Source organism: Streptomyces sp. NPDC085481 (assembly GCF_044541845.1).
Lineage (GTDB): Bacteria > Actinomycetota > Actinomycetes > Streptomycetales > Streptomycetaceae > Streptomyces.
This window is the reverse complement of the sequence record NZ_JBITTJ010000007.1, coordinates 258,457-271,569: the sequence shown is the minus strand read 5'-3', so window position 1 is coordinate 271,569 and position 13,113 is coordinate 258,457. Positions and strand designations below refer to the sequence as shown.

Below are 13,113 nucleotides of genomic sequence, written 5' to 3'. Positions count from 1 at the left end.
CCGCTCGGCGTCAGCTTTCGGGGCGCATCCTGAACTCGTACGCGTCCGGCAGCGGTTCGTCGGTGATCCGGGCCCACACCTCGCCCAGCACCTCCGCGCCCTCGCGCAGGTCCGCCACCTCGAAGCCCGCGTCGAACACGGCGCGGGCCTCGCCGCCGCGCCCCTCGGCGAGGAGCAGCCGGGCCTCCAGGAAGCGGAACGCCCCGCGGGCACGGACCTCTTCGGGCAGCCGGGCCAGGACGGCACGGGCCTGGGCGGTGCGCCCCGCGTCGACGAGCACGGTCGCCGCCTCCCGCCCGAGGGCCGCGGTGACGACCGGGTCGCCGCCGCACTGGTCGCCGAAGGCCTCCGCATAACGCTCGGCCGCGCGCTCCGGGTGACCGCCCTCGCGGTCGGCGACGGCCAGGCAGTACAGCAGCGGCCAGCGCTCCGAGGCGTTCTTGAGGCCGCGCTCCCAACTCCGTACCGCCTGGGCCAGGTCACCCGCAGCCCACTGGGCGATGCCGAGGTGGTACTCGGTCACGGGGTCGGCCGGGGCGGTCTCCAGCATGTCCCGCCACGCGTCGGAGACCGGTGTCGCCCAAGGCGCCGCGCCCTTCTCCGGGACGGGCAGGGCTCCCGTACGCAGCAGCTCGCACCAGGGCCGTTGCTCCTCGCCGAGGAGGGAGGCGGGGAAGGGGGTGCCGGGCAACTCGTAGCCACCCCGCAGGACTTCGAGGGCGCCCCAGCCGGATCCGGTGGCGAGGAGCGTGGTGCCGGGGTGGGTGCCGGGGTCGGTGTCCGGCGCCCTGGTGCCGGTCCCCGCGCCGGGGGCGGTGTCCGCAGCGTGGGTGCGCCACTGCTCGTACGCCGCCTCGACCTCGTCACGCGGCAGCGACCGCCCGAGCGCGTGCTCGACGCTCGCCCGCGCCGCCGCCCAGTCCGGGCCGTGGACTGCGGCCGGGTCGGCGGTCAGCGGGCCGTACGTCTCCAGCCAGGACACCTCCGCCCCGGCCTCCAGCACGGGGTGCTCCAGCTGGGTGCGGGCGAGGCCGGCCTGGATCTCGGCGTAGCCGGGGGTGCCGGGCTCGGTGAGCCACTGCTGCCAGCGCCGCCCGCCGCGCGACGAACCCCACAGGAAGAGCTTGCGGCCGCGCAGTGCGTCCGTGGAGGTCTGCACCAGTCCCGTACCGTCCGCGTCGAGCGCGGCGATCCAGCGGCGCCGGCCGTCCGGCACGTCGTAGAAGTAGTCGGCGGCGTGCGTGGAGTCGCGGGGGTACGTGCGGTCGGTGCCGTCCGGGGTGACGGGCACCGGGACGCGGTGCAGGGCGCGTTCGTATCCGAAGTGCCAGGCATGTTCGGCCGGGGCGAGGATCCGGCGGTCCTCCGGGACGGCCGTGTTGGACCACCAGTAGGTGGGGACGGCCCACTCGTGCGGGTTGCGGATCCGTACGCCGACCCGCAGGTGCTCGGCGTCGGCAGGCAGCCACAGGTCCACCTGGAACGGCAGGTCGCGCAGCCGCTCCCACTCCCACAGCCGGAGCATCTCACCGCCGTCGGGCGCGGGGACGACCGCCGCGTGCAGAGGGGCGCAGGAGAGGGTGGTGTGGCCGCGGGCGCCGATGTTCCACTCGATGCCGCCGGAGAACCAGGCGCCGTTGAGGGCGAAGGCGGCGGGCTGGAACACCGGGTTGCGGTAGAGGAGTTCGCGGCCGCTCGGCTTGTGGAAGAGGGACTGGACGCGTCCACCGAGCCCGGGCAGCACCGTGACCCGCAGCCGGTCGTTCTCGATCACGATCGTTTCGAGGGCCGTGGGGGTGCGCTCGCGCCCGTAGCCGTCACGGATGCGGGTGGGCAGCAGGGTGTGCAGCGGGGCGTGACCGAGCTGCCGGGCCATGTCGCGCGGCAGGCCCGGCCGGTCGCGCTCGTCGACCGCGGGGACCGCGCCCCCGTCGAGGAGGTGCAGGGCGGGGAGGGGGTTGTCCGGGCCCAACGGCGCCGCGGGCATGGTGAGTACGGCACGTCGTACGGTCGTCATGTCGACCATGGAACACGCCGGAACCATCGCTGGCCAGAGGGTGGACAACAGTCCCTCGCGGCGGGGCCGGGAAAATCCGTTGCGGTCTACACCCGTCCCCCTAGGGTGGTGCTTTTACGGAGAAGGGTGCAGGGAATGAGTACGCAGCACACCTACCGGGTGATCGTGCGCGGGACGTTCGACGGGCTGACGGACGAGAGCCGTACCCGGCTGCTCGCCGAGGTCGAGGAGCACGGCCTGGCGGCGATGCAGTTCACCGAGGAGGGCTCCCTCGCCTACGACCGGACCCTGAAGCACTTCTCGTACCGCCTGGTCGTCGTCTCCGACGCGGCGGACGGCGAGGAGATGGCGGCGGCCGTCGCGGAGGACCGGGTGGAGGCGGCGCTGAGGGAGCTCGGGCACGGCTTCGGCGGGCTGAAGTCCAAGGTCACCGACATGGACACGATGAAGATCAACTACAGGCGCTGAGCGCCGGGGGCGCCGGCGGGCCCGGGAGCCGTGAGCGCCCAGCGCTCGTGGTCCCGCCAGGCGCCGTCGATGAACAGCATCGCGGGCGAGAACCCTTCGAGGCGGAAACCGGCCCGCCCGACCAGGGCTCGGGAGGCGGCGTTGCCGGGCTGGATGTTCGCCTCAAGGCGGTGCAGCCCGAGCGGTCCGAAGGCGTGCCCGAGGACGAGCCCGAGCCCCTCCGAGAGCAGCCCGCGGCCGGCGGCGTGCGCGAAGGCGCCGTATCCGAGCGCGCCGGAGAGGAAGGCGCCCCGGACGATGTTGTTGATGGTGACGAACCCGGCGACGGCGCCGTCGTCCGCCCGCTCGCAGACGAGGAACCCGGTCCTGGCCGGGTCGTCGATCAGCCGCCGGGCGTAGCTCGCGTACGCCTCGGGCGTCTGCGGCGGGAAGAGCCAGGGCTCGTGCAGCGCGCGGCTTTCGCGGGCGCGCGCGGTGAACTCCTCACCGTCGCCGAGCGTGAAGGGACGCAGGCCGACGCGGGGCCCGGTGACGAGGTACTGGCCGTGATCATCGGACATGGGGTCAGGCTAGGGGTTTCCCGCCGATCCGGCCCGATCGACGAGACACCCCTAGGGGATGCGGGGACGGGTGCAGGGGCGGTGTGGCACAGGCGGGGTGGCACGGGCGGCGTGGCACGGGCGGCGTGGCACGGGGAAGGCTGCACGCGCGGCGTGTACGGACGGCTGTGCGGGCGGGGCTCCGGCGCCCGGCTCAGCGCCGGGCCGCCGTCACCCGGGGCGGGCAGGCCTCGCGCTTCTTCACGACGCCCACCACGACCCGGCTCCGGGCGCCGCGCTCCGAGCCGGGTTCGGGGTGCTGGGTGCAGACGCGCCAGCTGGGGGGCCACAGCACACGCCGGTCGCCGCCGCCCACGTCGTGGACGTCCAGGCGGGTGCGCGGATCGAGGGCTGTGAAGACCTGCCACAGTCCCTTGCCGAGGAGGTCCGGCATCGGCTGCTCGTCGGTGGCGAGCGCGTCCGCGTCCGCCTCTGCCGAGGTGACGGCCATGGCCGCGAGGGCTAGCGCGACACCCGCGCCGAGGACGGCCGCGCGCCTCACGTGCGCCCCCGGGCCGCCGCGTGACCCGTGCTCGATGGCTCCCTGGGACCCTTCGGACTCATGGCCCGCCTCTCCTCCGTCGTTCGTCCCACCAGGATGGGGCGATTCGCGCCACTCGGCGGCGGTGAACACGACCGTACGAGTGACTTGTCAGACAACATCGGACGGCTACGGTAGACCTGTCGAGGGGTACGGGCACGAACGCGAGGAGGATCCGTGGCAGCCGGCGGACAGCAGCGGCGACCGGTCGTCGCGCTCTACGAACGGATCGCGGACGCCATCCACGACGGCACCTACCCGCCCGGTTCGACGCTCCCCTCCGAGCCCCGGCTCGCGGGCGAACTCGGCGTGAGCCGCCCGGCCCTGCGCGAGGCGCTGCTGCTGCTCCAGGAGGACGGGCTGCTCACGGTGCGGCGCGGGGTCGGCCGCACGGTCAACGCGCACCCGCCACGGCGCGGCTTCGAGCACGTGCAGGGGCTTGAGGAGCTGCTCGGGGCGGCCGCGCCGCTGCGGGTGCGGGGGCTGCTGCGGACGGTCGAGGAGCCGACCGACTTCACCACCCAGCACCTGCTGGCCCCGGCCGGCGCCGAGCTGCGCTTCTGGGAGTCCGTACTGGCCGGGGAGGCGGGCCCGGCGGCCCTGAGCCACGAGTGGGCGGCGGCCGACGAGGTCCTCGACCGGGTCCACCCGGCCTTCGCCGGGGCCTTGCGCGCCGAGGCCGCGCCGGAGCGCACGTCGATGCTCGCCATCCTGACGGGCGCCTCGCGCGGCGTACCGCTCGCCGCCCACAGCGGGGTGACGGCGACACTGCTCGGCCGCCGCAGGGGCGAACAGCTGGGCCGCCCGGCCGACACCCCGGCGGTGCTGGTCACACAGGTCGTACGGGTCGAGGGCACACCGGTCCTCGCGGCCAAGCACATGCTCCCGACGGGCGCACCCGCGCTACCGGTCCTGCAGTCGAACTGAGCGGCGCGGGCGACGGGCCGCGCCTGCCGCAGAGGTCGGCGCAGCCGGACCGCCGGACCTCCCGGCCACCCAGCCCTGTCGCCACCGTCACACCACCACCCGCCCCCGTTGGCGTACACTTCCCCGCCATGCACTTGTCTGACAACCCTGCCGCCCCCGTCTCCTCCCCCGCCGTCGCCGAGTGGATCCGCAAGGCGCCGAAGGCCGTTCTGCACGACCACCTCGACGGCGGCCTTCGCCCGGCCACGATCATCGAGCTGGCCCGGGAGTGCGGCTACACCGCGCTGCCCACCGAGGACCCGGCCGAGCTGGCCGTCTGGTTCCGGGACGCCGCCGACTCCGGGTCGCTGGAGCGGTATCTGGAGACCTTCGCCCACACCTGCGCGGTGATGCAGACCCGCGAGGCGCTGGAGCGGATCGCGGCCGAGTGCGCCGAGGACCTGGCCGCCGACGGGGTCGTCTACGCCGAGATCCGCTACGCCCCCGAGCAGCACCTGGAGCGCGGGCTGACCCTCGACGAGGTGGTCGAGGCCGTGAACGCCGGCTTCCGCGAGGGCGAGCGCCGCTCGGGCGGCCGGATCACCGTCCGCACCCTCCTCACCGGCATGCGGCACACCGACCGCTCGCTGGAGATCGCCCAGCTCACGGTCGCCCACCGGGACAACGGCGTGGCGGGCTTCGACATCGCCGGCGGCGAGATCGGCAACCCGCCGGCCCGCCACCTGCCCGCCTTCCAGCACCTGAAGCGGGAGAACTGCCACTTCACGATCCACGCGGGCGAGGCCGTCGGCGCGGAGTCGATCCACGAGGCCGTGCAGGTCTGCGGCACCGAGCGGATCGGCCACGGCGTGCGGATCACGGACGACATCGCCGAGGACGGCACGCTGGGCCGGCTCGCCTCGTACGTCCGTGACAACCGCATCGCCCTGGAGGTCTGCCCGACCTCCAACCTGCAGACGGGCGCCGCCAAGGACTACGCGTCGCACCCGATCGACGAGCTGCGCCGCCTGGGCTTCCGGATCACCCTCAACACGGACAACCGGCTGGTCTCCGGCACCACCATGAGCGAGGAGTTCCAGCACATGGCGGAGGCCTTCGGCTACGGCCCCGAGGTCTTCGAGGAGTTCACGGTCGCCGCCCTGGAGGCCGCCTTCCTGCCGCTGCCGGAGCGCAAGCGGCTGATAGACGAGCTGGTCCGTCCCGGCTACGCCGCCCTCACGGCCCGCTAGAGCCGGTCCGGGATCAGCTACTCGACCCGCCCCTGCACGAGGGGCAGCTCCAGCGTCCCCGTGTCCTCGGGGGCGCTGGTGACGGTCACCGGCTTGACGCCCCGGTTGCCGGAGTACGCGGTGTCGCTCGCGGCGATCACGAACTCCAGGCGGTGGCCGGTCTCGTAACGGTGCACGATGCCGGGGAGTTCGACGGTGAAGGGCCGGGTCACGTCCGGCACCCGGACCGGGGCGACGAGTCGGTTGACCAGGGTCCTGGTGCCGTCCGGCGCGAGGTCGTAGAGCTTGGCGAAGAGGACCAGCTTGTCGGCGGCGTCGCCGGAGTCCTGGACCCGCTCCGTCCTGGGCGAGATCACCTTCAGCGTGGCCCGGGGCGAGCCGACGAGATCGGCGGGTGCGGTGAGCGGGGCGCTGCGCCAGCCGAGGTGGGTGCCGGCGATGTCGTACGGCCGGGGGTCGGGCAGTCCGATCAGGCCGGCCAGCGAGGATTCCGAATGGCTGGTCGGGACGAGCCAGTTGGCGTACTCACGGGAGCCTCGGGCCACCTTCGCGCGGTTGTCGACGAGCTTGCCGTCGCCCGAGAGGTAGAGCTTCTGACTGAGGGCCGGCACGGTGGCGGCGGTGCCGTAGCCGCTCTGCCAGTCGCGGTAGTAGGCGAGCTCGGGGCCGGTGTCGGCCGTCCGGTCGCCGCGCAGGTGCCGGTCGAACCAGGCGAGGACGCGCCGGCCGACGTAACTGTTCTCCAAGTCCCCCTGCCCGAGGTCGAGTTCGCCGGGCTTCTGGCCGCCGCTGTGGCCCCAGGACTGCCAGATCATCTTCGTTTCGACACCCTGCCGCTGGAGCTGCTGGTAGGTGGCGGCGGCCTCGTTGAGGTTGAACAGGCTGTCGGACTGGCCCTGGACGACGAGGGTGGGGGCCTTGACCCGGTCGAGGTAGGAGACCGGGGAGACGCTGCGGGCGAAGGCGAGCATCTTCGCGGTGTCGTCGGCGGGGTAGCGCCCGGAGTTGAGCAGGCGGACGGTCTCGCAGGCGTCGGTGACGAAGTGGAGACAGCTCAGGGAGTTGATCCGGCTGGGGTCGAGGGAGGGCACGAGCAGCGGCTGCGCTTCGCCCATGAGGTAGAAGCCATTGGCCCACTGCCATTTGAAGACACCGGGCGTGGCGCGGTCGGCGGCGTTGGGGGCGAGCGAGTACGCGAGGTCGTTCCAGGTGATGAGGGGCACGAGCGCGTCGAGCCGGGGGTCGACGGAGGCGGTGGCGAGCTGGATGGCACCGCCGTAGGAACCGCCGATCATGCCGACGCGCGGGTCGCCCGCACCGTCCTTGGTGACGAAGTCGGCGCGGGCGCCGTCGTCTGCGGCGCGGGTCCCGGCGAGGAAGTCGACGAGGCGGGTGGCGGCCTGGCCGTCGATGCGCGGATCGTCGAGGGAGATCGGACAGCCGGTCCGGCCGAAGCCGAGTCCCGAGTAGACGAGCCCGACATAGCCGCGTGCGGCGAGAGCCTTCCCGATGACATCGGTGGAGCCGTCGGACTTGCTGCCGCCGAAGCCGTTGGTGGCGAGAACGGCCGGGGCGGGGTGGCCGGCGTCGACACCCTCGGGGCGGTAGAGATCGGCCTCGACCGCGCAACTGCGCCCGCCCGCCTGGACGGTGAAGGTCAGGGGCGTGACGGTGTAGGCACCGGTGCCGGCGCCGGTGGCGTGCACCGGGGCGGCGAGCGCGAGCGGCGCGGCCAGCGCGGCCCCGACCGTCAGCGCGAGGACCTTGCGGGATCTGGGCAGGGCACGGGACACGGAGACCTCCACACCGAGGACGCGCTATCGACCTACCAACCGGTAGGTACGGGGCCGCGCCCATGGTGTGACACGTGTCAGAGGTCCGTCAACGCGGAGGACGAACGTTATTGACGGAGATTCAGTGAAGGGCGCGGTGCGCGGGCACGCGCCCCCGCCACCCTCAGCTCAGCGCCGGCACGTCCAGCGTGAGCGTTCCCGCGTCCGCGTCCAGCACGCCCGGGATCCCCAGCGGTACGGTCGGGGCGCTCGTGGCGTGGCCGAAGCCCATGCGCTCCACGACCGGGACTCCCAGTGTGCCGAGGCGGTCGGTGAGCAGTGCCCGGACCTCGTCGTAGGGGCCGCACTCCTCCCAGGAGCCGAGGCCGATGCCGGCGACGCCGTCGAGCCAGCCCGAGCGCAGGAGCTGGGTGAGGATGCGGTCCAGGCGGTACGGCTCCTCGCCCACGTCCTCCAGGAGGAGCAGGCCGCCGCGGGCGGAGGGGCGGGCGTGCGGGGTGCCGAGGTCGGCGGCCAGCAGGCTGACGCAGCCGCCGAGCGTGACGCCGCGGGCCCGGCCGGGGACCAGGGCGCCGGCCGTCGCGCTGGCGAGGGTGCGGACCGACTCCGGTTCGAAGAGGGTGGCGCGCAGGGACTCCTGGGTGTGTTCGTCCTTGAGGAAGGCGGCGGCCGCCACCATCGGGCCGTGCAGGGTGGCGAGGCCCGTACGGACGGCGAAGGCCTCGTGGAGGGCGGTGACGTCGCTGTATCCGACGAGCACCTTGGGGCGGGCGGCCCGTATCGCCGTCCAGTCGAGCAGGTCCACCATCCGCTGGGCGCCGTATCCGCCGCGGGCGCAGAGGACCGCGGAGACGGACGGGTCGCACCAGGCCTCGGTCAGGTCGCGGGCGCGCGCCCGGTCGGCGCCGGCGAGGTAGCCGAGTGTGGGGTGGGTGTCGAGGAGGTGCGGGGCGACGACGGGTTCGAGGTCCCAGCCGCGCAGGATGTCGAGGCCGGCCTGGAGGCGGTCCTCGGGGATGGGGCCGCTGGGCGCGACGACGGCCACCCGGTCGCCGGGGCGCAGTCGCGGCGGGCGGGTCAGAGCGGGGACCGGTGGTGCCGTGTTCATCTCTTGAGCTCCAGGAGGGGGACGTCGGTCCGCTCGATGCCGAAGGTCTGGGTGTAGAGGGAGAGTTCGGCTTCGAGGGCGCGGATCATCGTGTCGGCTCTGCGGAAGCCGTGCCCTTCGCCCTCGAACGCGATGTAGGCGTGTGCGACGCCCCGGCCGGCGATCCGGGCGAGGAAGCGTTCGCACTGGGCGGGCGGGCAGATCACGTCGTCGAGTCCCTGGAGCAGCAGGAAGGGGGCGGAGATCCGGTCGACGTGCTCCAGTGGGGAGCGTTCGCGGTAGCGGGCGGGCACCTCGTCGAGCGGGCCGATCAGTGAGTGCAGGTACCGCGATTCGAAGTCGTGGGTCTCGTCGGTGGCCCAGCCGGTCAGGTCGAGGATGGGGTAGATGATCGTGCCGCAGGCGTAGACGTCGCTGTGGACGAGGGAGGCCGCGCTGGTCCAGCCGCCGGCGCTGCCGCCGCGGATGGCGAGGCGGGCCGGGTCGGCGGTGCCCTCGTCGGCGAGGGCGCGGGCGACGGCGGCGCAGTCCTCGACGTCGACCACGCCCCACTGCTCGCGCAGGCGTTCGCGGTACTCACGGCCGTAGCCGGTCGAGCCGCCGTAGTTGACCTCGGCGACGCCGATACCGCGGGAGGTGAAGTAGGCGATCTCCAGGTCGAGGACGAGCGGGGCGTGCCCGGTGGGGCCGCCGTGCGCCCACACCACATAGGGAGGGAGCTCGCGGCCGGGGGCGATCCGGTCGGGGTTGTGCGGCGGGTAGACGTGGGCGTGGATCTCGCGGTCGTCGGGGCCGGTGAAGGTGCGGATCTGGGGTTCGGGGTAGTAGGCGGGGTCGACGGGGTCGTCGTGCGGGGAGCCGATCACCCGGGTGCGGCCGGTGCGGGTGTCCAGCTCCACGACCTCGTACGCGGTGCGGGGGCCGGCGGCGACGCCGATGACCCGGGTGCCGTGGACGGTGAGCGTGGCGGCCCACTCGGTCCAGGGGCCGGGGGCGTCGACGAGTTCGCCGCTCTCGGGGTCGAGTATCCCGAGAGCGGTGGCGCCCTTGCCGTGGACGACGGCGATCAACCCGTTCTCCAGGGCCTGGAACCAGCTCAGGCCGAGCTTCCACAGCGGTCCGCCGAACTCTTCGGGACGGGTGCAGAGCGGCACCGGGACGCCGTCCTCGCCGGTGCGGTAGAGGTTCCACCAGCCGGTGCGGTCACTGAGGTGGAGCAGCTGCCCGTCGGCGGTCCAGCCGACCTGGGGCACGGACTCCTCGGGGCCGCCCGCGACGGTGCGGGCGCCGTGCAAGGTGCCGTCCCCGGCGACCTCGGCGAGCAGGACCTCGGTGCCGTCCCAGGGCATGCGGGGGTGGTCCCAGGCGATCCAGGCGGCCTGGCGGCCGTCGGGCGAGAGCCGTGGTCCGGTCACGAACCGGTGTGCCCCGTCGGAGAGTTCGCGCACCCGGGAGGGGTCATCGGCGGCGGAGCCGTCCAGCGGGACGGCGGCGATCACCCGGCGGACGTCGGTCGGCGCGGGCCCGGTGAACTCCTCCAGGACGCACCAGACCTCGCCCCGCTCGGGGTGGAGTACGGGGTCCGCCCAGCGCAGCCCACCGCCGGTCGCGGAGAGGGGGGTGAGCGGCCGCGGCTCGGCCGGGATGCCGGGACGGCCGCTTCCGGTGCCGGGCGGGCCGGCGTCCGGCTCGTACGCGTACAGCCGCTGGTCGGGGAAGTGGCTGAAGACGACGAGCGGGGTCCCGTCGGCCCGCACCGTGCCGGCCCAGGGCTGTCCGCCGTACTCGATGACGCGGCTGCGGACGTTCCACGGGGCGGGCAGCACCGACTCCTCGGTGCCGTCGGTGCGGCGCCGCACGAGGGCGCGGCGGCCTCCCTCGGTGGGGCGCGGGGCGGTCCACCAGATCTCGTCGCCGACGACCCCGACGTACTCGGGACGCCCGTCGTGTGCGGCGGCGAGCGCGGCGCCGATGGGTGACGGCCAGCTGCCGTAGGCGGCCGTGGGTACCATCTCGATCCCCCCTGTGCGGAACGTGTGAGCAGTACTGATGTGGCGGTGGTGCGTGCGGGTCAGGCGGTCCGCAGGTAGTGGTCGAGGACGCGGACCCCGAAGTGGAGGGCGTCGACGGGGACGCGCTCGTCGACGCCGTGGAACAGCGCCCCGTAGTTGAGCTCCGGGGGCAGCTTCAGCGGCGAGAAGCCGTAGCCCGTGATGCCGAGCCGGGAGAACTGCTTCGCGTCGGTGCCGCCCGACATGGAGAAAGGGACGACGTGCCCGGCCGGGTCGAAGCGCTCGACGGCGGCGCGCAGCTTGGCGAAGGTGGGCGAGTCGACCGGTGCTTCGAGAGCCACTTCGCGGTGGTGGAACTCCCACTCGACGTGCGGCCCGGTGAGCAGGTCCATCGTCTCGATGAACTCCTCCTCGCCGCCGGGCAGCATCCGCCCGTCGACGTACGCCTCGGCGTGGCCCGGGATCACGTTGACCTTGTAACCGGCGTCCAGGATCGTCGGGTTGGCGCTGTTGCGCACGGTGGGCTCGACGAGCGCGGCGGCCGGGCCCAGCTTCTCCATGAGCAGGTCGGTGTCGAAGCCCGGGGCGTCGACGTCGACGTCGATGCCGTGGAGCGCGGACAGTTCCTTCAGCGCGGCCCGTACGGTCGGGGTGAGCCTCACGGGCCACTCGTGGGAGCCGATGCGGGCGACGGCTTCGGCGAGGCGGGTGACGGCGTTGGCGGTGTTCACCTTGGAGCCGTGGCCGGCCGTGCCCCGGGCGGTGAGCTTGAGCCAGGCGGTGCCGCGTTCGCCCGCGGCGATGGGGTAGAGCGTCATCCGGGGGTTCGGGTGGAAGCTGAACGCGCCCGACTCGCTGATGCCCTCGGTACACCCCTCGAACAGGCCGGGGTGGTGGTCGGCGAGGAAGCCGGAGCCGTCCTCGGCGCTCGCCTCCTCGTCGGCGGTGTACGCGAGGACGATGTCCCGGCGCGGCCGGAAGCCCTGCCGGGCCCAGGAGCGGACGACGGAGAGCACCATCGCGTCCATGTTCTTCATGTCGACGGCGCCACGCCCCCATACGACGCCGTCGCGGACCTCGCCGGAGAAGGGGTGCACGGTCCAGTCGGCGGCCTCGGCCGGGACGACGTCGAGGTGGCCGTGGACGAGCAGCGCGTCGGCGGCGGGGTCGGTGCCGGGAATCCGCGCGACGACGTTGGTGCGGCCCGGGGTGCGCTCCAGGAGCGTGGGCTCGATCCCCGCGTCGGCGAGGCGCTCGGCGACGTACTCGGCGGCGGGCCGCTCGCGGCAGTCGCCGCCTCCCCGGTTGGTGGTGTCGATCCTGATCAGCTCGGAGGTGAAGGCGACCACCTCGTCGAGCGCCGTGCCGTCCGGGCCCCGGACCTCCTCAGCCATACTGTTCCTCCACTGCGGCGGAGACGATGGTCGTGACCGCCTTGAACGTGCGAATCGCTTCGTACATCGTCTCGCTGGTGTAGGCGGCTCGCCGCTCGCCACTCCGCTCGGCGCCGGGAACCACGGTCGCGGCGGCGGCCAGGTGCTCCGCGTCGAACTCCAGCTCCACCGTGAACGGCCCGCCGCGCACCGGCTCGTGCCGCACCGCGAGGGAGGCCGCCGCCTTCGCCGCCGCGCGGATGTCGGCGGCCGTACGGGCGGGGGTGCGGCACACCGCCGCGTACCGCGAGACGTGGTCCTTGACCGCGACCTTGGGCGCCTGCGGGGCGTAGCCGAGGGCGTCCTCGCAGGTCAGGTCATCACCGGTGACGAGGACGACGGGGACGCCGTACTCGGCGACCACATGCGCGTTGAGCAGGCCCTCGCTCGCGCGCTCCCCGTTGAGCCAGACGCCGGTGATGGAGTTGGCGAGATAGGTGTGGGCGAGGACCCCTTCGGTGCCCGCGCCCGTGTGGTAGCCGACGAAGGCGATTCCGTCGACGTCGCCGTGCTGGACGCCCTCGACCATGGAGAGCGCCTTGTGCCGGCCGGTGAGCATCTCGGCACGCTCGTCGAGCCGTTCGAGGAGGAGGTTGCGCATGGACCAGTGCGCTTCGTTGATCAGCACCTCGTCGGCGCCGCCGTCGAAGAAGCCGAGCACCGCCGCGTTCACGTCCGAGGTGAACAGGGACCGGCACCGCTCCCACTGCGGCGTGCCGGGCAGCACGTCGGCGGGCCAGGTCACGCCGGTGGCGCCTTCCATGTCGGCGCTGATCAGGATCTTCATGCCTGGCACCGTACGCGCCGGCCGGCGACCCGACCACCCCTGTGGAAAAGTGTCGGAGGAGTGGACCAGTGACGGTGCGGATTCGGGCGAATCGTTCCATCTCACACGTATAGGCTTGCGGCCGCAGATTCATCCGGCCAAGCCCCAGGAGACCCCTCGGTGACCACCTCGCTCGCCCCGTCCGACATCCCCGCCGACA

11 protein-coding genes are annotated in these 13,113 nt (G+C 73.4%); 3 read left to right on the top strand and 8 right to left on the bottom strand.

Annotated elements, in window-relative coordinates; translation table 11 throughout:
- Positions 1-10 precede the first annotated feature (10 nt).
- Positions 11-2,026 (bottom strand): DUF5107 domain-containing protein, encoded by a 2,016-nt coding sequence (locus ACIGEZ_RS17755; RefSeq protein WP_399831936.1) that lies wholly within the window; start codon positions 2,024-2,026, stop codon positions 11-13.
- A gap of 126 nt (positions 2,027-2,152) precedes the next feature.
- Between ACIGEZ_RS17755 and ACIGEZ_RS17750 the strand changes: the two genes are divergently transcribed.
- Positions 2,153-2,485 carry a DUF6204 family protein gene (locus ACIGEZ_RS17750; RefSeq protein WP_399831934.1) on the top strand — a complete coding sequence of 111 codons (333 nt, stop codon included), beginning with the start codon at positions 2,153-2,155 and terminating at the stop codon, positions 2,483-2,485.
- Here the strand turns inward: ACIGEZ_RS17750 and ACIGEZ_RS17745 are convergent.
- Together ACIGEZ_RS17745 and ACIGEZ_RS17740 are read right to left on the bottom strand one after the other, a co-directional pair.
- Positions 2,473-3,045 carry a GNAT family N-acetyltransferase gene (locus ACIGEZ_RS17745; protein ID WP_399831932.1) on the bottom strand — a complete coding sequence of 191 codons (573 nt, stop codon included), beginning with the start codon at positions 3,043-3,045 and terminating at the stop codon, positions 2,473-2,475. The genes ACIGEZ_RS17750 and ACIGEZ_RS17745 overlap by 13 nt on opposite strands.
- 193 nt (positions 3,046-3,238) lie before the next feature.
- Positions 3,239-3,586 (bottom strand): hypothetical protein, encoded by a 348-nt coding sequence (locus ACIGEZ_RS17740; RefSeq protein WP_399831930.1) that lies wholly within the window; start codon positions 3,584-3,586, stop codon positions 3,239-3,241.
- A gap of 216 nt (positions 3,587-3,802) precedes the next feature.
- On the opposite strand from ACIGEZ_RS17740, the gene ACIGEZ_RS17735 reads away from it, so the two are divergent.
- On the top strand, positions 3,803-4,552 hold the full coding sequence (locus ACIGEZ_RS17735; RefSeq protein ID WP_399831928.1) for a GntR family transcriptional regulator: 750 nt from the start codon (positions 3,803-3,805) through the stop codon (positions 4,550-4,552).
- Between the two features lie 128 nt (positions 4,553-4,680).
- Positions 4,681-5,781, top strand: a complete 1,101-nt coding sequence (locus tag ACIGEZ_RS17730) for an adenosine deaminase (RefSeq protein WP_399831926.1) — start codon at positions 4,681-4,683, stop codon at positions 5,779-5,781.
- Positions 5,782-5,798: 17 nt separating this feature from the next.
- Here ACIGEZ_RS17730 and ACIGEZ_RS17725 read toward each other — a convergent pair whose 3' ends face one another.
- The 5 genes from ACIGEZ_RS17725 to ACIGEZ_RS17705 all read right to left on the bottom strand — a co-directional run bounded on the left by ACIGEZ_RS17725 (position 5,799) and on the right by ACIGEZ_RS17705 (position 12,914).
- On the bottom strand, positions 5,799-7,574 hold the full coding sequence (locus ACIGEZ_RS17725; protein ID WP_399831924.1) for a CocE/NonD family hydrolase: 1,776 nt from the start codon (positions 7,572-7,574) through the stop codon (positions 5,799-5,801).
- Positions 7,575-7,737: 163 nt separating this feature from the next.
- Complete coding sequence (locus tag ACIGEZ_RS17720; RefSeq protein WP_399831922.1) at positions 7,738-8,682, bottom strand: LD-carboxypeptidase; 945 nt, start codon at positions 8,680-8,682, stop codon at positions 7,738-7,740.
- On the bottom strand, positions 8,679-10,694 hold the full coding sequence (locus ACIGEZ_RS17715) for a prolyl oligopeptidase family serine peptidase (protein WP_399831920.1): 2,016 nt from the start codon (positions 10,692-10,694) through the stop codon (positions 8,679-8,681). Before ACIGEZ_RS17715 ends, ACIGEZ_RS17720 begins: the two co-directional genes overlap by 4 nt.
- A gap of 59 nt (positions 10,695-10,753) precedes the next feature.
- A complete protein-coding gene (locus ACIGEZ_RS17710) occupies positions 10,754-12,088 on the bottom strand; it encodes a M20/M25/M40 family metallo-hydrolase (protein ID WP_399831918.1) in 1,335 nt (444 codons plus the stop codon).
- The gene (locus ACIGEZ_RS17705) at positions 12,081-12,914 is read right to left on the bottom strand and encodes a M55 family metallopeptidase (protein ID WP_399831916.1); all 834 of its coding nucleotides are present in this window, start codon (positions 12,912-12,914) and stop codon (positions 12,081-12,083) included. The genes ACIGEZ_RS17710 and ACIGEZ_RS17705 overlap by 8 nt, the downstream gene beginning before the upstream one ends.
- Between the last annotated feature and the right edge of the window lie 199 nt (positions 12,915-13,113).